The following is an 18,765-nucleotide window of genomic DNA, read 5'->3' as shown; positions in this document are numbered from 1 at the left end:
CCACCGAATAAACGTAGTATGAACCCGGACATCAGCATCCTTTCCCTCACTCCTACCACCCTGATCGGGCTATCCGAAACGACCAGCTTGGCCGGAGCCGGCACCCCGGCCCTGTGGCGCAACTTCGGTCCGCGCATCCAGGAGATCGACCAGCGGGCGGACGACTGGCGCTATTCGCTGCGCGTCTACCCGGCCGACCTGTCGCTGGCCCGCCTGACGCCGGATACGGAATACCGCGAGTGGGCGGCCGTAGCGGTCGAGGAAGGAGCAGCGGTCCCCGACGGTCTGGAAACCCACGATCTGGCCGGCGGGCTCTACGTCCGTTGTCTGCACAAAGGCCTCCCCGGGGAAATCGGAAACACCGTCAATTATCTCTTCGGGCAGTGGCTGCCGACCTCCGGCTACGACGTCGACAACAGCCGCCCGCACTTCGAACGGATGGCGCCGGATTACCGCCCCGACGACCCGGACGCGCAGGAGGAAATGTACGTCCCCCTGAAAGTCTTACCCCTGGATGCCTAACCGTAAGTATTTAACCGCCTGACATGACCACCACCGACTACATCAACTGGACCGCGGAAGAAATTCGCCGGCTCGTCCGCCCGAACATCCTCCGGGCAACCCCCTACTCCAGCGCCCGCTCGGAATTCAAGGGGCGGGCCGACGTGCTGCTGGACGCCAACGAAAGCCCCTTCGACAATGGCATGAACCGCTACCCGGAGCCGCTATCGACGGACATCCGGATGCTCCTCGCCAATCTGCGGAGCGTAGATGCCGATAAGATCTTTATAGGTAACGGATCGGACGAGATCGTCGACCAGGTGACGCGGGTATTCTGCCGCCCCGGCCAGGACGCGGTACACGCCCTGCCGCCCACCTTCGGCATGTATAAGGTGGCGGCCGCCATCAACGACGCGGCGTTCCGGGGGGTGACGCTGAAGTCCGATTTCAGTATTCCAGTAGACGAGCTCAAGGCCAGCTGGGACGAAGCCTCCAAGATCCTCTGGCTGTGCAGCCCCAACAACCCCAGCGGAAACCTGATGGACGCCGCAGTGGTGGAAGACCTCATCCGCAGCTTCCCGGGCATCGTGGTGCTGGACGAGGCCTACATCGACTTCATCCCGGAGGAAAGCTTCGTGCCCCGACTGGATGAGTTCCCCAACCTCATCATCACCCAGACGCTCTCCAAGGGCTGGGGAATGGCCGGTGCCCGATTGGGAGCCGCCTACGCCAGCGAGTTCATCATCAACCTGCTGCGGACGATCAAGATGCCCTACAACATCAACGTCCTGACCAAGGCCGCCGCCCTGGAAGCATTGGCCGCCCCGAAACTCATGCACGAGCGGGTGGCCCTGCTGATTAGTGAGCGTAAGCGGTTAGAGCAGGCGCTGGGTGAGCTGGACTTCGTAGACTATATCTTCCCCTCCGTGACGAACTTTCTCCTGGTTCGTTTTACGGATTCCGATAAGGTGTACCGCTACCTGCTCGATAAGGGCATCGTGGTGCGGAACCAGAGCTACCAGCCTAATGCGGAGAACTGTTTGCGAATCACAGCGGGTTTGCCGGCGGAGAATGATGCACTAATTGCGGCGCTTCGCGCCTTTAAAAACTAACCACAGAGGTAAAAAAGGGCTTCACAGAGGAGAAGCGCCTCTGTGATTACTCTGTGAAGCCCTCTGATTACTCTGTGGTGAACCTTCCAACATTATGCCCCAAAAACTACTCCTACTAGACCGCGACGGCACCCTAATCCTGGAGCCCGAAAACTACCAGGTCGACAGCGTCGAAAAGCTGAATTTCTACCCCGGCATCTTCCGCTGGCTGGGACGCATCGTGCGGGAACTGGACTACCAGCTCGTCATGATCACCAATCAGGACGGACTGGGGACGGCGGAGTTTCCCGAGGATACGTTTTGGCCCACCCACGAAGCCATGCGGCGGGCGCTGGTCGCGGAGGGCATTGAATTCGTCGAAGAACTGATCGACCGCACCTACGCGAAGGATAACGCCCCCACCCGCAAGCCTAACCCCGGCCTGGTACGTAAGTATATGGACGACCCCACCTACGACATACCGGGTAGCTTCGTGGTGGGCGACCGGCTGACGGATATGCAACTCGCGAAGAACATGGGCGCCAAGGGTTTCTGGCTGGCCAACGACCCGGAGTTGGGGAACGAGGAACTCAGCACCCAGCAACTTAAAGACCTAGACGACGTCATCGTCAAGCGGACCACGGACTGGGAGGATATTTATCGCTACCTCCGTCTGCAAAGCCGCACCGCCAGCGTACAACGTACCACCAAGGAAACCGACATCCGCATCGAACTCGACCTCGACGGCACCGGCCAGACCGACATCGATACCGGCCTCGGTTTCTTCGACCATATGCTCGATCAACTGGGCCGCCACTCCGGCTGCGACCTCACCGTTAAAGTCCAGGGCGACCTCGACATCGACGAGCACCACACCATCGAGGATACCGCCATCGCCCTCGGGGAAGCCTTCGCCCAGGCCCTCGGCGACAAACTCGGCATCGAACGCTACGGCTTTTACCTCCCCATGGACGACGCCCTCGCCGCCGTCGGCATCGACTTCGGTGGGCGCCCGTGGCTCGTCTGGGACTGCGAGTACAAGCGCGAGAAGATCGGCGACATGCCCACCGAGATGTTCTACCACTTCTTCAAGTCCTTCACCGACGGCGCCCGCTGCAACCTCAACATCAAGGTCGAAGGCGACAACGAGCACCACAAGATCGAAGCCACCTTCAAGGCTCTCGCCAAAAGCATCAAGATGGCTAAGCGGCGGGATGTGGATAATATGCGGCTGCCGAGCACCAAGGGAGTACTGTAGTACGGTAGTCGTTTGCTGCGCAATCGGGGTAGTACGGTAGTGTCGTCCGCCTACCGTACTACTCCGGCGGCGAAGCCGGCGACTACTGTACTACCGTACTATTCCCTACGTTAGTACTCCGTGATCCCAAAAATGCTATCGCTGGTGCTCTGCCTGCTGGTCACCGGTATGCTTGCCGGCCAGGGATCGCCCCTGTCGAACCTGCGGGAGAAAAAGGTGGCCGTGAACCCGGCGGGACAGCTGGTGGATACGCTTACGCTGGCGCCGGGGAGCTTCGAGGCTTACTTTATGAATGGCGATCCGGTAGCGGAAAGCGAGTACATGCTCAGTGGTCGCTACCTAAGATGGACCGGCCTGCCCGTACCCGATTCGTTGATCCTGCGGTACCGGGCCCTTCCGTTTACGCTGGACGAGCGCGTGGCACTGCTGGATAGCAGTCAACTGCGGCGGGAAGAGGCCGGGCTGGTGATCGGGGCGTACGATCCGTACGTGCGACTGGGCTTATTAGATAACGATACGAAGGTGCAGACTAGGGGCAGCTTCAGCCGGGCGATCAGCTTCGGGAACCGGCAGGACCTGGTACTGAATTCCGCCTTCAACCTGCAACTGAACGGCGAGTTGGGTAACGGCATCGAGGTCGCCGCCGCCATCACCGACGAGAACCTGCCCGTACAGCCCGAAGGCACCACCCAACAGCTGCGGGAATTCGACCGCATCTTCATCCAGCTGCGCAAGAACCGGAGTCAGCTGACCGCCGGCGATTACGAGCTCCGGAATCCGGACGGCTACTTCATGCGCTACTATAAAAAGCTGGAGGGAGCCACTTTCACAACGATCGCGGGGGGTACTCCCCTCTCCTCCGGAGAGGGGTCGGGGGAGAGGGAAATGGCCGTTTGGGAGAACAGCGCCAGCGTAGCCGTAGCCCGCGGACAATTCATTCGCCAGAACATCACCCCGGGGGAGGGCAACCAGGGACCGTACAAACTCACCGGCGACGGTGAACAGCGCTTTCTCATCATCCTGGCGGGCACGGAACGGGTCTACCTGGATGGACAATTGATGCAGCGCGGTCTGGACGCCGACTACGTCATAGACTACAACCTCGCCGAACTGACCTTCACCACCCGGCGGCTCATCACGCGTGACGTCCGCATCACCGTGGAGTACGAGTACGCCGACCAACGCTACCTGCGTACCCTTACGGCGGGCAGCAGTCGCTATACGAAGGGGCGCGTTACCGGCTACGTGAATCTCTATTCCCAGCAGGATAGTAAGACCGCCACGGGTGACCTGCAGCTTACCGCCGATCAGCGACGGGCACTGAGTCTGGAAGGGGACAGTCCGGAGGGCATACCCGTCAGCAGCCTTGACACCCTGGACGGTCGGGAAGAGTTGCGGGCCACCTACGAACTCCGCGATACGATAATCGCCTGCGCCCCGCAGATGCCCTACCTGGTGAGCAGCAACAATTCCGAGCGGGGACGCTACGTGGCCACTTTCACCGACCGGGGACCCGGTGGCGGACCGTACCGCCTGGATCCCGACCGGCCCGCCAACGAGCGAGTGTACGTTTTCGTGGGCTACGACGAAGACTGTAACCCGCTCGGTCGCTTCTCCCCGGAGATCGACCTGGTCGCCCCGCGCCAGCAACAACTCTTCAGTGCCGGTGGGGAGTACCGCTTCTCCGGAGAGGGGGCCATCCGCTTCGAGGGCAGCCGGAGCAACGTGGATCTTAACCGCTTCAGCGACCTCGATCAGGGCGACAATGTCGGACACGCCCTCCGCGTAGACGCCGACCGTACCGTGGCGATCGGTTCCGACAGCAGCGGGTGGGCGGTAGCCGGCCGGGGCCGCTACGAATTCGTGGAACGGACCTTCAACTTCATCAACCCCTACCGCTCCCCGGAATTCTACCGCAATTGGAACCTCAGCAACCGGCTGAGCACGATCCGGCCCGAGCAGCAGACCGAACAACTGATGGGCGGCGGCGTCGGCTTGCTACGGGAGGGCGTGGGCCGGCTGGACTACGACTACGAGCGCTTCGTCCGGGGCGACGACTACCGGGGGCAGCGGCACGAAGGACTGCTACAGCTCGCCGTGGCGGGGTGGCGGGCGACGGGTGCCTACAGTCTGCTGGATAATGAGGATACGGAGAGCACGGGGACCTTCCGCCGCCCGAGTCTGCTGGTCAGCAAGGAATTCATTCAATTAGGCGGGTGGGAATTGTCGGCCGCCTACGCGGGGGAGAAGAGCGAACGTCGTTCCCGGGCGACCGATACGCTTTCCCAGCTGAGCTTCCAGTACGATCGCTATACGGTGGGTATTTCCGCCCCGGCCAGTGAGCGCTACGCTTTTACCCTGAGTGCCAGCCAGCGCGACGATAAACTCCCCGCGGGGACGGAGCTGACGGAAAGTACGTCGGCCCGGGAGCTAACGGCCGAGGGTAAATACCAGGCCGCCCGCAATTTGCAAGTAGGCGGCAATTTTACCTACCGGGCACTGGACGTACCGGGCCAGGAATTGGTCGAGGACCGACCGAGCAGTACCGTCCTGGGCCGCCTTGACCTGCGCGCCGACGCCATACAACGAGCCTTCACCAGCCAGTCCACCTACCAGGTGGGCAGCGGACAGGAGCCGAGGGTGGATTTCCAATACCTCTACGTGGGCCCCGGGCAGGGACAGTACATCTGGCAGGATAGCCTGTACAACAACGACGGCCGCATCCAGCCCAACGAGATCGTGCTTTCCCCCTTCCCGGATATCGCCGACTACATCCGGGTCAGTGTCTTTAACAACGACTTCATCCGCACCGACAACGTCAGCATCAACCAGCGCCTGAACTGGGACCCCAGCCGCCTGTGGCGGGAAGCGAAGGGTGTCAAAAAATTTCTGGGCCGCATCGCCCTGAACACGGCCATCAACATCGACCGTAAAACCCAGGAAGCCGACGATATCATGGCCTGGAACCCCTTCCAGCTGGCGGTGGCGGATTCCAACCTGGTGGCGCTGAACGTGCGGCGGCGTCACGGCCTGTTTTTCAACCGGGCCAATCCCCGCTACGATATCCAGCTCAGCAACGACGAGCAGCGCAACCGCCGCGTACTCACCACCGGCTACGAAAGCAGCCGCCGGGAGGACTGGGAACTCCGCTTCCGCTTTCGCCCCAACGACCAGTTGAGCATCGAGGCGGCGGGCATCACCGGGCGGCGGGAAGCGGATTCGGAGCGTTTTAACGAAAAGGACTACAAGATCGTCTTCAACCGCCTCGAACCCGGGATCAACTGGCAGCCCGGCGAGTTCAGTTTCAACACCACCCTGGTACTGGGCCGCGAGGAGAACGTGCTCCCGGAAATCGACGGCGAGTTCACGCTCCGCCGGGAAGCGCGCTTCACCGGCAACTACCGCAACTGGATCAACGCCAGCTTCAACTGGGTACAGATCGACTTCGAGAACGGGCGGGCGGGCAGTCCGGTGGGTTTCGCCCTCCTCCAGGGTTTACAGCCCGGCCGTAACCTGCTCTGGAACATCAATCTCGTCCAGAACCTCGGCGAATACCTCCAGCTCAACCTCATTTACGACGGCCGGCAGACGGGGGAAGCGGACGTGGTACACGTAGGGCGGGCACAGGTGACGGCGCAGTTTTAGCAGGCACTGGTCCGCCGAGCGCCAGCTCGTCTGCCCAGTGCCTTGGGAACTTCATCGGTGTAGTCCACCGCGGAGACCCGCCGGCAGACCAGCTGCGCTGGGCGGACGGCTAATGCCCGTATCTTCCTACCCCATGGCGAAGCAAATCATAGCGGTACTGGCCCTCCTCTTCCTCGCCCACCTCTGCAAGGGAATCTGCGACGACCTGCAGTTCCACTACGCCGATACCGTCTTTGCCCGCTTCGATAACCAACGCTTCTGGGATCCTGATATTAGCTGGGAGAATAAGTACGCGACCGACACGGAGGGCGAATTGATCCGGCCCCTGCGGGAGCGATTCCCGGGCTCATCCACCATTTTCGTGGCCACTACCGATGCCTGGCACCTGCTGCAGGCGATCCAATACGCGCTGATCCGATTGGCGATCGTGGTGCTGGTGTTTCCGCGCTTGCCGGGGCCCCGGTGGGGGTATGCCGTGGGGCTGTACGGGGGGATTTGGGTGGTGCAGGCGGGGGGCTTTTGGCTGGGGTATTATGGGTTGTAGCGGGGGGTGCCCGGGATTTCCAGCGCTGTCGGAGACAGCATTTTACTTCGCTGTCAGAGACAGCTTTGTACTTGCGCTGTCGGAGACAGCTTCCTACTTCGCTGTCGGAGACAGCGTTGTACGGCTAGTGGATGGGCATGCCCTTGCCGCCGAGGATCTCGCCGTCGCCGATGCGGAAGCGGAGGTAGGTGATGGTTTTGCCCAGGTCCTTGTGCATCCGCTCGTAGTAAGTTTCGGTGGCCAGTTCGGGGATGGGTAGCGGCTTGCTGTAGATATCGTGATCTCGGTACAGGATCTCCACGGCGGGTTGCTCGGTGAGGGTTTCTACCGACCATTCGTAGAGCTCCTGACTATCGGTCTTTAGGTGGACGACGCCGCCGGGTTTCAGGATGCGGCGGTACTGCTTGAGGAACTGGGCCGCGGTCAGGCGACGGTTTTCCTTACCCTTTTTGAGGAATGGATCGGGGAAGGTGATCCAAATTTCCTCAACCTCGCCGGTAGCGAAAAAGTGGCTGATTACCTCGATACGGGTCCGAAGAAAAGCGGCGTTCGACAAATTTTCCGCCAGCGCGATTCTGGCGCCCTTCCAGATTCGCGCCCCTTTGATGTCCACGCCGATGAAGTTGCGGTCGGAGTACTGGCGGGCCAGGTCCAGGGTGTATTCTCCCCGCCCGCAGGCGAGTTCGAGCGTGATGGGCCGGTCATTGCCGAAGTGCTCGGCGGCCCACCTGCCACGCAGGTCCGTTTTAGTCCCATTAACACCCGTCAGTTCGGGTTTGGTGGGCTCGAAACTCTCGTAAACATTGGGCATCTGCAGTACTTCGGCGAACTTCTGCAGTTTGTTGCGGCCGGACATCAGGCTGGTCTTTTATACGGACGTAAAGATAGATCGCCCGGAGACATCGTCGCTGACCGGGCTATGGATGTCGGAAAAACCGTTGCCGAAACAAGTTAAACAATCTCACATTCCCCCTCCGATTTAAGAATGTAATTCGTTAGATTTTGGTATTTTGGACAATTATTTTTAGATTATCTTTACATACGCTTTTTAACACGCTTCACACTTTACGCTTTGGACCCAATAACCAGTTCTTACGATCACGCAAATCGGTTCACACGCTACAGTAGCAATGCCGACGAATCCTCCATGCGCTGCCCCGCCTACCGCAGGAAGCGGTACGCACTATTCGCTATGCGTACCTTCTGCCTTACGGCGCTGTATTTCCTGCTGTGGGACATCGTTCCCCTTCGCTTCACTCTCCTCCTGACCGTTCCCTTCGTAGCCCTTCATTTTTTCTCACTCGTCGGCTGGCGCTACTTTCTGGACCGGAAGATTCAGCGCATGCGCGAAGGTATCGGCTGAGCGTTTTTGCGGGCGGCGGAGCGCAGGATATAAGCAGCGCCATACTTCCACATTGTTGAATAGGTATCCGAATCACCCCGAATCGGCCAGACCGTAGCATCCCCGTAATGCCCGAGGCAATGTTGTAGCTACCACCTACTGGTGACTAATTCCTCGTGCATGCCTTCAGCGGACCCGTAAACGAATAGGACCCCTTTCGGTCGATCCGGAGAGGCGGACCCGCACATCCTTCGGTCAGGGGCCGGCCATTTGTTCGTGTAACGATTAATTGTTTAATTGGATCAAGACCCACGAACGCTACCCATGAATACCCAGGACTACGAGCAATCCGTCTTCGACATCATCGAAGACCTTAAAGAATTTCGCGATAAACGCGGCGATCGTTTCCGATTTTCCGATATCTACGATGAGGCCGGCAATCAGTACGTGAACCTCGTGCAGGAGGGCGGTGGCATCCTGGGTATCGCTCTCGTTGGCTTCACCTACGTGCTGGAAGAAATGGGGATCCGCTTCCTAAGTCTGGGGGGGACCAGCGCCGGATCGATCAATGCCCTACTCATGGCCGACCTGGGAACGCCGGAGGAGAAGAAGAGCGTCCGTGTCCTGGAGCGCATCGCCGAGAAGGACTTTATGGACTTTGTAGACGGCGGCTACGACGCCGAGCAACTCACCGAAGCGTTTGAGTCCGGGAATAAGATCCAACTGTACCTCCACCTGATCACCAATATCGCCGAGATAAAGAATAAGTTGGGCATCAATCCCGGCCTTCACTTCGAGGAATGGTTGCGAGACATCCTGACCCACGACAGCTGGGAGGGTCTGAAGGATAATCTTCGCGCCGTCCCGGACAGCCTGTACCACCTCTCCAATTACGGTAAGCGTAAGCGGGCCATGACCGCCGAAGAACTGGATCCTAAGATCGCCATCGTAGCCGCTGACATCACCACGCAAACCAAGGTCGAGTTCCCGCGGATGGCCCACCTCTACTACGAAGATCCGGCAGCGCAGAATCCGGCCTCTTTCGTTCGCGCCTCCATGTCTATTCCCTTCTTCTTCGAACCGAAGCGCGCCTCCCTCGAATGGACCAGGGGCCGCGAGAATGAAGTCCGCCGGCGCTGGCGGGCCGTAGCTGACTACAGCGGGGAGCTGCCCGGCGAGATCGTCTTCGTGGACGGAGGGGTCATGTCCAACTTTCCCATCGATCTCTTCCACCAGGCGGATGTCATCCCGCTGCGGCCCACGGTAGGCGTTAAGCTTGGGGTCGACCGCAACTGCGCCCGGGAAATCAATAACCTGGCCGACTTCATGGGCAATATGGCCAGCGGCGTCCGCAACCTGCGGGATTTTGAGTTCATCCGCAACCACCCTGAGTACAAGGACCTGGTGGAATACATCGACATCGATGGTTTCAACTGGATCGACTTCAATATTTCCGAGGAGAACAAGCTGAAGCTGTTCCGACAGGGCGCCAAGGCCGCCAGCCATTTCCTGCGCCGCTTCAACTGGTCCGACTACAAGGATACCATCAAGGCGAATCTGCTTCGCAAGATCAAACCCGTCATGTGGGAATTGTCCGACCTTCGGGACCTCAGCGATACCCTGGAAGTGCTCGGCATCCACAACGACCAGCAACTCGAAGACCGCATCAACCACATTCAGGAAAGGGAGGAACCCTACAATGTCCTGTGGATCGACGACGCCTTCACCTACGCGCTTCCCCTGGCCATTCTCGACCGCCTGCATACCTTCTGCTACTCGGTACGCACCAGCGACGAAGCCATGCAGCTACTCATGAACAAGAACAAGTTCAACGAAGACGAAACCACGCAGATCGACCTCATCATCTCCGACGTGACCCGCCGGGAAGACAAGGGGAACGACAAACTGCGCGGCCTGGACTTTGCCGTCCTGCTGGCTGAGGATCCGGACTGGAAAGAGATCCCCGTGCTGATCTACGCCCACGATCGGGAGAACCTGATCGAACGCTACGGGGGGCCGCTACCCGATAACATCATCAACCGAACGGGCAAAAACACCATCGTCCATAGGCACTTCATCGAGGAAGTGATCATGGGACTGACCAAGCGACTCGAACAGTCCAGCGGATATCGCGAGCCTACTGCCTGACCACCCGGCGAATAGCGCCGCCCAAACGGATCAGATAAACACCGGACTTGAAGCGTGAAAGATCAACCGTAGCCCTGCCCGCTCCAGCATCGGTGCGTCTGCTGTCGAGTTTGCGGCCGTTGAGATCGTAGATGTCCAGACTGAGTTGCTGGTTGATTTCACCGCTCCATTCGAGGGTAACCAGCCCGTCGGTCGGATTCGGGTAGATGCGCAGGCTGTTGTCCAGCGCGGAAAATTGGTTGATGGAATTTACGGCGTCGGCGGTAAGGACGATCTCGTGATAGGTAGTTGGCAAGTACCCCCCGTCGGCGGCGTTGATAACAAACCCAAATTCATCCGACTTAATCGTAGTATCCAGGCTCTCATAAACGATGCGTTGGGCATTGATATCCGCTTGGGTGAAGGTGTCTCCCAGGCCAAGTTCAACGCCGCTGCGCTCCAGGAAGCCCCGCTCGGGAAGGCTGGTCAGGACGTACACGCTCTCTACCGGATTGGCGGAGGCGGCCACGATCTCGAGTTGGCTACGGAGGATGGCATTCCGGCCCAGGGGCCGTACTTCGGTGGGATCATTGACGAGGGTTTGCGGGGGAGTGGCCTGGAGGCTGGCGCAGAATTCCAGGTCCCAGGCAACGATCTGCCCGGCCGCACCGTTCGTTTCGCTGATCGCGACGGTGAGTACCCAGGCTCCGGCCGTTCCCTCGCCGTCGAAGTCACTGAGCTCGCCCGTAGGCTGGAACACCCGCTTATCGTCGGGAGGGCAAGCGATGCCATTAGGGGCTTCGTCGTCAAAACCAAGATTGATGGTATTCGTACTGAAGCAATTCTCCTCGTACAGCTTCACGGTGGTACCGGCCGGGCTGGTCAGACTGATGGTGAGGTTGGAGGCGAACTGGTAATTGATCTGTACATAGGGCAGGTTCAGATCGCTGATGGTACCACTCTGCGAAATGAGCAGGGTATCCTTGCGGGTCAATAAGGCGGGATCCCTACCCGTACCGGGCAAACTTACCGGTGTACCGGTCCGGCTCGCTACCTCGCAACTGTTGCTTACGGTTTTAAAGGAGTTTGTTTCCGTCCACGGGGCGGGGCCGCAGGAATTTACGGGACGAACCCGCCAGTAGTACACCGTATTGGCCGTGAAGAAGTCTTCCGGGGTAAACTCGGTTTCGGTCAGGTCGGTCACGGTCTCTACCAGGGTAGCCGGAGCAAAAGAGGGGGAAGTAGCTACCTGCAGGTCGTAGGACTCGGCGTTGACGGAGGCCGTCCAGTCAAAATCGGTCGTCAGGACAATACCTTCCGTACCGTCGGCAGGACCGGCTAATACGAGGTCCGAAAAATCGTTGGCGACCACATCCAGGATGATCTCCCGGCGGACGGTATCCAAGCCCTCGGCGGCTACGATCACGGGAACAATCACCCGGTCGGATGCGGTGACCCCTTCCAAGTCAAGTGTTAGGCGAGCGGTTTGTCCCGGAAGGATCTGGGTGTTATCGAAGGTGGCCACCAGCCCGATTGGGAGTGCTGTCGAATCGACGGAAAGGCTGACCGGCTCCGCGTAGTCCAGCACGCTGCCGGCCGTAAAGGTGGCGGTGACTGTTTCGGGGAGACAAACCTCGGCGTAGTTCAGGTCAGATTCCAGCGTGTAGCGAGCCTGTTCGGCCGGCTGAATACTGAAGTCCGTGGCGTTCATATTGTAGAAGATGTTGTCCGCGGCTTCGATGACGATGCGCATCGCATTCCCGAGCGTATCAGGCACGGTGATGTAGGCGCTTCCGGAATTCGCCACCCGGCTGGCCAGAACGTAATCAAAGGTCAGCCCTCCATCGCCGCTCAATAGGATGTTGACACTTCGGGCGTAGACCGGGAAGCCGTCGGTACCGGCCACTTCCCAGGTGATTTCCCGCAGTTCGCCTACCCGGAAATTTTGGTCGGCCTGCACTTCGGGATCATTCACCGTAAACGGTCCGATGTCGGCAATCTGAAAACGGACGGCTTCCCAATCTACTCCACCGGCCTGCACGTTGTTGTCGCGGGCGGTCAGGCGAAAGGTCAGTTCGCGTTCGTAATCGGGGAGAAACTCATCGGCGGCGTCGATCTGATTCGCTACACGATCTACCCGGGGAAAATAGCGGGTGTAGCCGGTGGTCGATGGCGGTACCGAGCGGAACAGGGGGGCCGAACCTTCCGGCTCGTAGATATCCGTGGCCGGTCCCAGGTCGTATTCCTCCCAGTTGTAGGTCAGCTGATCCGCCGGATCGTTGGCGTCGGTGGCCGTACCCGTCAGGCGGAAGGGCGTCGACTTCGGGATGAAGAAGCCATCTTCGTAATCGAGTTGAACCTCCGGGGTGACGTTGTCGGTTTCGATCACCGTGGCGCAGGCCGCTGCATTGCCCTCCCGCGTAAAGTCGAGAAACTGCTCCAGGCTACCGGTGTGATAGTAAGGATCGGGGCCTGCGATGTTCTGCGTGCCGCAGGCGCCGGCGTAGGACATGATCGTCGATCCGGAACCCGGTTCGAAGGCGGTATTACCTGCCCGCTGATTCTGGTTTCCCGGGCAGTTATTCCAGCTGTGGGAGACGGAGAACTGGTGTGCGATCTCGTGAGCCATGACCCGCTCGGCCGTGCGGGCAAGATCGCGGCCCTGCAGACAGGTGACGCCCCGGGTTTTGCTGCCACTACAGGCCAGGCCGCTCACTACGCCGCCCACGTCAACGCAGCGGGACGTCATCACGTGCCCCAGGTCGTAGATGTTGGACGGGATACCCTCCTGGTTGAAGGCCTCGATCACCTGTTCCAGCAATCCGGTCCCTTCGTCACTGTCGCTGTAGGGGTCGGTATCGGGATCCAGGTAGATCACTTGCTCGGAGGGCGCCAATAGGTTGATCCGCACGCCGACCTCCCGTTCGAAGATGACGTTGACCGTGCTGACGAGGGTATTGAAGGCGGCGAGAACCTTGGCTTTGGTGGGGCTACCATCGCTTACCTGACGGGAAAATTCTCCGGTACTGGAAAGGACCAGGTCGTACTGACGGAGCTCGCGTGGAACGGCCATGCTTTTACGGAAAGGCTCTTTACCTGCGCTCCCGCCGCCAACTTCTATGGTCTGCGGGTCAAACCCGCATCCAAGGGACCCGCCGAAGGCTTCGCCGAGGTAGTCTCGGGAATAGAACGCCACGTACTCGTCCGGCGCGTAGCCCTGCTGAATCGCGTACAAGCCATCCGGTCCCGGGAGAAGTACGTCAACGCGCTCGGGCGAAATAGCCAGGCGCCCGGTACCCCACGGCCCCGCCAGGCGGTAGCTGCCGATCCCGGGGTACCGGGCGGCCAGTGCCGGTTCGAAAACGGGATCGTTGGTCACCGAAAACGTTTGCAAGCTACCGTCGGGGAGGGGAAGATTTATCTGCCCCGCCTTGGCGGACAGCTGTCTGCCCAGGGCCGTTCGGTCCAGCCGGAGATCGACGCGGGGGCCGGCAATATCGGACGTCGACGTAGCGGCGGGCTTGACCTGAAAGGGCGACTGGGCGAAAAGCGAGGTAGCCAACAGGCAGCCTGCGATAAGTAGCATTCGGAACATAGGGGGTGTTTACGACGTAGGGTAAAGATAACAGCCCGCCGCCCGGCTAAATGTCGTCGGCGAAAAGCTTGGGCGGATTTTTGGGTCCATGCGGTCGCTTAGTACCGCGCGGGCTTGTCGCCGGGCAGGGCATTACGGATAAATTCACGCACGTCATCGTTGGCGGTCTCCAGGTCGGGCCGGCGCAGGTACATCATGTGTCCGCTCTCGTAGCCCTTGAAGCTCAGTCGATCACGCATACGCCCGCTGGGATCGAGGTGCCAGAGCGTGTATTTGGCGTCGTAGTAGTTCGTGGCACCGTCGAAGTACCCCGATTGGATCATGACATGCAGGTAGGGATTCTGGGCCATGGCCTGGCGGAGGTTATAGCCGGTCCGGTCGCCGGAGCGATCCCAGGGATAGACGGAGCCGAACATATTGTACTGCAGATCGGTCCGAAAGCCCAATTCCTCGCGCAGGTAGTAGTTGATGGCCGGGGTGAAGGAATGCAGCCAGCTGGTTAGTTCGCTGTTGTAGTCCGGGCGGTCGCCACCGGCCTGGGCGTCGATCCCTTTGTAGCGGCTGTCGAGGCGACCTACCGTGAAATCGCCCGCTTCCTCCCCGCGGAGCAGGTTCTTCCAGAAGTAGGCCGTGGTGGGCATCAGGTTATTATCGAGCCACTGCTGGGCGTCGAGGCCGGAATAGCGGGCGGCGGCTTCGGCTACTTCCCGGCGGCGCTCTTCCGTCAGGTCCATACCGCTGGCCAGGGCGGGAAGAAATTCATCGCGGGCATAGGCTTCGACCTCGGCGAGCATCGGCTCCAGCTCCATGGATTGCAGGTCGTCCGGCAGGCGCTTGTGATACCAGGCGGCGGCGGCAAAGTAGGGCAATTGATTAGCCGACTCGACAATCCCGGCCCGCTCGATGCCGATCTCGGTAGGCGACACGAGGATGACGCCGTTGAGGTACATCCAGGCTTGCTCCTGCAGTTCGAGGGCCAGCCCGGAAACCCGCGTGGTACCGTAACTCTCGCCGATCAAAAACTTGGGGGAACGCCAGCGGTCGTGACGGCTTACCCAGTTGCTCAACCAGTCGGAGAGGTACTTGATGTCCTGATTTACGCCGAAGAACTGCTCGCGGTCGGCCCCGGGTGCCATGCGGCTGAAACCCGTGTTGACGGGATTCACGTAGACGATATCGGTGAGGTCGAGTACGGAATAGGGATTATCGCTGATACCGTAGGGTTGGACGGGATAGCCTTCCTCATCGATGGTGAGCACTTTCGGGCCGGTGTAGGCCAGGTGCATCCACACGGAAGCGGAGCCGGGGCCGCCGTTAAAGCTGATGAGCAGGGGCCGATTGGGATCCTCGCTGTCCGTGCGTCGGTAGTAAGTGTATTGGAGGCCCGCCGTTACCTTGCCGCTGTCGTCGTAGACGGGTTGCACGCCGGCGGTAACCTCGTAGGGTACGGCTGCCCCCTTGATCCTCACCTGGCCCTGGGTGACGATCATGGTGTCCATTGGCAGGTTGCGGCTGTTTACCTGAGCGATAAGGAAGCCGCTGGAGAGGAAGCAGAAAAGGAGCAGGCGGTAAGGGAGCATACGTCGGTTATTGGCTTAGGGTGGCAGGGTAAGGGAGCAAAATAACTACTGTGCCGGACACTCGCAGGCCGCCGCCATCCGGGCGGACACTCGTAGGTCGCCAACTTACGTATGGCCACACTCCGAGGTCCTAACTTCCTCCCACCCTCCAAAATAGTTAGGACCTCCGAGTGTCCGGGTCACTCCCCGCTATCCCACATGTCCACGTGCATCAGCCACTCGCCGTCGAGCTTGCGCCATACGATGACGTATTTCCCGCCCCACTCCGCCTCCGATCCGTCGGGGCGGCGGGTACGACCTCGGTAGTAGCCGAGGTCGTAGGCATAATCGTCCAGCACCTGCAGTTCCACGGATTCGGTGGCGTGTTCCAGGATGCGGACTCCCTCCGGCAGTCGCCACCGCTCGATGATGGAGTCCCGCCCCGTAATGATCGGCGAGCCACCGGGGAGAATGTGTCCGCTCTCCGTGTAGGCATTGGCCATGGCGGTATAGTCAGCGTTTACGTAGGCCCGGGAAAAGGCGGCGGCGGCCCGTTGGATCGCTCGTATGTCGGCTTCGTCTCCCGTGAACTGCTGGGCGACGGCCGGCATAGTGAGTAAACTCGTGAAGAGGAAAACAAAGGGACGGATCATACTATATGGATTGTTGTCGCCTTATCGGACCTTTGGGCAGCAGTTAAAACATCTACATTTTGCAAGGAACGATCCGGCAGTGGCGGGAGTTTTTTTCTACTAACCCCTACGAACAGTTACTATCGATCTCCTGGCAGTATGCACGGGGCATGCGGGGGCGCTACGTCCTGATATACGCGATGTTCACCTGCGTTAATGTGCTGTCGTCGCTGCAGCCCATCATCTTCGGTTACTTCATTAATTACCTACAGACCGGCGAGGGGAATTTGCTTACCGGTGCCTGGATTTACGGAGGAGCTTACATGGCCCTTATCCTGGCGGGCTGGGTTTTTCAGTGGCCGGCCCGCCTGATGGAGCGTCGCATGGCCTTCGAGATTAGCCGCCGGTTGCTGATGGAAACTTACGACCGGGTCGTTCGCCTGCCGCTGGAGTGGCACCGTCGTCACCACAGCGGGGATACGATCAATCGCACGCGGAAAGCCTACGAGGCACTCAAGAGCTTCTTCGATAACGGCTTTGTGTACTTTCAGACGCTGGTGCGTATGTTCATCTCGATCATCGCCATCATCTGGTTCAGCGTTCTCTTCGGCGGTGTAGCTGGCGTGGCCGGGATTCTGATCGTGTTGACGGTGCTGGCCTTCGATCGCCCCATCATCGCCGCGACGCAGGAGACTAACGAGCGGGAGAACGATTTGCTGGCCGGTCTTTCCGACAATCTCGGGAATATCATTACCGTCACCACGCTTCGACTCGGTCGGCAGACGGCGCGGCAGATCGAGGCCCGGGTCCGGGCCGTGTGGCCGCCCTTTCTGCGCAATACGCAACTGAACGAGCAAAAATGGTTCAGCACCGGCGTTCTGATCGGACTGATGTACGCCGTCATCGTGATCGGCTACGTGTACCAGAATTACGTGCCGGGCGAGGTTTTCCTCGTTGGCGGACTGGTCACCCTGATCGGCTACGTCAACCAGTTTTCCAACATGTTCAATGCCCTCACGGGGCAGTACAACACCATCATCCGGCTGCGGGCGGATCTGGCAGCGATCGATCCGATCGTCGAGGCCTTCCAATCCGCACCCCGTGCCTCGTCGCTGGCCGGTAGCCAGGTACGGAAGGACTGGAAGGAACTGACCGTCACCGACCTGGCCTTCACCTACGACGCGGACAGCGAAGAGCACCGGGGCCTGTCGGACATTGACCTGCGACTGCCGCGGGGTAAACGGATCGCCTTTATCGGTCCCAGCGGCAGCGGCAAGACCACGCTGCTGTATCTGCTCCGGGGGCTATACCCAGCGGACCGCCTTAGCGTACGATTCGACGGGGATATGGTAGCGGACCCCGCCCAGCTCTACGAACAGACCACCCTGATTCCCCAAACGCCGGAGATTTTCGAGGAAACGATCCGCCAGAACCTCACGATGGGGCTCAAACGAAAGCCCGAGGCCGTGCAACGGGCCATCCAGCTTGCCGCTATGGAAGAAGTAGTCGAAAAAGCAGAGAACGGCCTCGACACCTGGTTGAGCGAGGGCGGGGCTAATCTCAGTGGTGGTCAGCGGCAGCGACTGAGTATCGCCCGCGGATTATTGGCAGCGGAATCCTCTACCCTACTGCTCCTGGACGAGCCGACGAGCAGCCTTGACCCCCAGTCGGAGGCATTGGTGTACGAGCGTATCTTTGCCACGTATCCGGATAAGACCATCGTTTCGACGCTGCACCGGCTGCACCTGCTGAAGGATTTTGATTACATCTACTACCTGGAAAACGGCCGGATCGTGCGGGAGGGGACGCTAGACCACCTGCGGGACCTCGGCATGGTACCCTAAGCGGCGACCATCAATACGCACGCTATCCATCGCTCCTGATGAAGGTTACTGGACAGTCCAGTTCCGCGACGGGGGTTCTTTCTTCCCCCCCGGGTCCCCAGTGAATGGTGCCCCGGATCGTGTCCGTACCGATTAGGTAGCCGGTGAACCAGGGGGAATACGCATACTCGTTTCCCGGGAAGATCCTAGCGTATTCCCTTGGCTGTATGTCCCACTGAATACTGTCCTTACCACTGGCCGTTTTGGATAGGATACCCGAAACTTTATTGAATTTCGGCTGCTCGGCGTGAACGGACCAGCTCGCCGTATCCGGATCCTCCACGTATACGTCAATGGCCGAGCGTCGGTCTGAGAAAACCCGTACCGAATCGCCGAATTTGACAATCATGCCCAGGTCGACGTAGCAATTTTCCATTTCCGTGTAAAACTCATCAACGGTCAGCCGGCGACACTCCAGGCTACCCAGGTTGACATGGTCGGCGGGGCAGCTGCACACCTCATTTGACACATCGGTAAGGAAGCCAAAATTGCAGGTGAAGGGTTCGGGTTGCGGCCCTATCGGTTCGGGGGTGCAGCCCAGGAAGGGCGATGCCAGGAATAGAAGTAGACAGCGGTACATGGATGTAG

General features: G+C 59.8%; 13 protein-coding genes. 8 read left to right on the top strand and 5 right to left on the bottom strand.

The window, feature by feature from the left end; genetic code table 11:
• The first annotated feature begins 18 nt into the window (after window positions 1-18).
• The 5 genes from DRW39_RS15800 (at window position 19) to DRW39_RS15780 (ending at window position 7,039) form a co-directional block, all read left to right on the top strand.
• Window positions 19-522 carry a GyrI-like domain-containing protein gene (locus tag DRW39_RS15800; RefSeq protein WP_116108032.1) on the top strand — a complete coding sequence of 168 codons (504 nt, stop codon included), beginning with the start codon at window positions 19-21 and terminating at the stop codon, window positions 520-522.
• A 23-nt stretch (window positions 523-545) separates the two neighbouring features.
• Entirely contained in the window at window positions 546-1,613 is a 1,068-nt protein-coding gene (gene hisC, locus DRW39_RS15795) for a histidinol-phosphate transaminase (RefSeq protein WP_116108031.1), read from the top strand.
• Window positions 1,614-1,707: 94 nt separating this feature from the next.
• Window positions 1,708-2,850: a bifunctional histidinol-phosphatase/imidazoleglycerol-phosphate dehydratase HisB gene (gene hisB, locus DRW39_RS15790; RefSeq protein ID WP_116108030.1), complete on the top strand. Its 1,143-nt coding sequence runs from the start codon at window positions 1,708-1,710 to the stop codon at window positions 2,848-2,850.
• Between the two features lie 120 nt (window positions 2,851-2,970).
• Window positions 2,971-6,495, top strand: coding sequence for a hypothetical protein (locus DRW39_RS15785; protein ID WP_157976160.1), 3,525 nt, complete (start codon window positions 2,971-2,973; stop codon window positions 6,493-6,495).
• Window positions 6,496-6,628: 133 nt separating this feature from the next.
• A complete protein-coding gene (locus tag DRW39_RS15780) occupies window positions 6,629-7,039 on the top strand; it encodes a hypothetical protein (protein WP_116108028.1) in 411 nt (136 codons plus the stop codon).
• 124 nt (window positions 7,040-7,163) lie between these two features.
• Here DRW39_RS15780 and trmB read toward each other — a convergent pair whose 3' ends face one another.
• Window positions 7,164-7,895 (bottom strand): tRNA (guanosine(46)-N7)-methyltransferase TrmB, encoded by a 732-nt coding sequence (gene trmB / locus DRW39_RS15775; protein ID WP_116108027.1) that lies wholly within the window; start codon window positions 7,893-7,895, stop codon window positions 7,164-7,166.
• 336 nt (window positions 7,896-8,231) lie between these two features.
• Between trmB and DRW39_RS22315 the strand changes: the two genes are divergently transcribed.
• A complete protein-coding gene (locus DRW39_RS22315) occupies window positions 8,232-8,402 on the top strand; it encodes a hypothetical protein (RefSeq protein ID WP_157976159.1) in 171 nt (56 codons plus the stop codon).
• A 276-nt stretch (window positions 8,403-8,678) separates the two neighbouring features.
• Window positions 8,679-10,529: a patatin-like phospholipase family protein gene (locus DRW39_RS15765; protein ID WP_157976158.1), complete on the top strand. Its 1,851-nt coding sequence runs from the start codon at window positions 8,679-8,681 to the stop codon at window positions 10,527-10,529.
• On the opposite strand, the gene DRW39_RS15760 is transcribed toward DRW39_RS15765, so the two are convergent.
• The 3 genes from DRW39_RS15760 to DRW39_RS15750 all read right to left on the bottom strand — a co-directional run bounded on the left by DRW39_RS15760 (window position 10,519) and on the right by DRW39_RS15750 (window position 16,315).
• Window positions 10,519-14,103, bottom strand: coding sequence for a reprolysin-like metallopeptidase (locus tag DRW39_RS15760; RefSeq protein WP_116108024.1), 3,585 nt, complete (start codon window positions 14,101-14,103; stop codon window positions 10,519-10,521). The genes DRW39_RS15765 and DRW39_RS15760 overlap by 11 nt on opposite strands.
• Window positions 14,104-14,201: 98 nt before the next feature.
• Complete coding sequence (locus DRW39_RS15755) at window positions 14,202-15,683, bottom strand: S10 family peptidase (RefSeq protein ID WP_116108023.1); 1,482 nt, start codon at window positions 15,681-15,683, stop codon at window positions 14,202-14,204.
• Window positions 15,684-15,862: 179 nt separating this feature from the next.
• Window positions 15,863-16,315, bottom strand: a complete 453-nt coding sequence (locus DRW39_RS15750) for a YybH family protein (RefSeq protein ID WP_116108022.1) — start codon at window positions 16,313-16,315, stop codon at window positions 15,863-15,865.
• Window positions 16,316-16,374: 59 nt separating this feature from the next.
• Here DRW39_RS15750 and DRW39_RS15745 point away from each other — a divergent pair, with 59 nt between their 5' ends.
• Window positions 16,375-18,138 (top strand): ABC transporter ATP-binding protein, encoded by a 1,764-nt coding sequence (locus DRW39_RS15745; RefSeq protein WP_116108021.1) that lies wholly within the window; start codon window positions 16,375-16,377, stop codon window positions 18,136-18,138.
• A 22-nt stretch (window positions 18,139-18,160) separates the two neighbouring features.
• Here the strand turns inward: DRW39_RS15745 and DRW39_RS15740 are convergent, their stop codons facing one another.
• Window positions 18,161-18,757, bottom strand: a complete 597-nt coding sequence (locus DRW39_RS15740) for a hypothetical protein (protein ID WP_116108020.1) — start codon at window positions 18,755-18,757, stop codon at window positions 18,161-18,163.
• Window positions 18,758-18,765 lie beyond the last annotated feature (8 nt).

The sequence above is a fragment of the Lewinella sp. IMCC34191 genome (genome assembly GCF_003390935.1).
Taxonomy (GTDB): Bacteria; Bacteroidota; Bacteroidia; order Chitinophagales; family Saprospiraceae; genus Neolewinella.
Note: the sequence above shows the minus strand (reverse complement) of the source record. Positions and strands in the feature narration are given on the sequence as shown.

Coding starts and splice junctions, on each gene's coding strand:
- DRW39_RS22315 (WP_157976159.1), top strand. CDS start 8,232: ATGCGTACCTTCTGCCTTACGGCGCTGTATTTCCTGCTGTGGGACATC.
- DRW39_RS15780 (WP_116108028.1), top strand. CDS start 6,629: ATGGCGAAGCAAATCATAGCGGTACTGGCCCTCCTCTTCCTCGCCCAC.
- DRW39_RS15740 (WP_116108020.1), bottom strand. CDS start 18,757: ATGTACCGCTGTCTACTTCTATTCCTGGCATCGCCCTTCCTGGGCTGC.
- DRW39_RS15750 (WP_116108022.1), bottom strand. CDS start 16,315: ATGATCCGTCCCTTTGTTTTCCTCTTCACGAGTTTACTCACTATGCCG.
- DRW39_RS15760 (WP_116108024.1), bottom strand. CDS start 14,103: ATGTTCCGAATGCTACTTATCGCAGGCTGCCTGTTGGCTACCTCGCTT.
- trmB (WP_116108027.1), bottom strand. CDS start 7,895: ATGTCCGGCCGCAACAAACTGCAGAAGTTCGCCGAAGTACTGCAGATG.
- DRW39_RS15800 (WP_116108032.1), top strand. CDS start 19: ATGAACCCGGACATCAGCATCCTTTCCCTCACTCCTACCACCCTGATC.
- hisB (WP_116108030.1), top strand. CDS start 1,708: ATGCCCCAAAAACTACTCCTACTAGACCGCGACGGCACCCTAATCCTG.
- DRW39_RS15755 (WP_116108023.1), bottom strand. CDS start 15,683: ATGCTCCCTTACCGCCTGCTCCTTTTCTGCTTCCTCTCCAGCGGCTTC.
- hisC (WP_116108031.1), top strand. CDS start 546: ATGACCACCACCGACTACATCAACTGGACCGCGGAAGAAATTCGCCGG.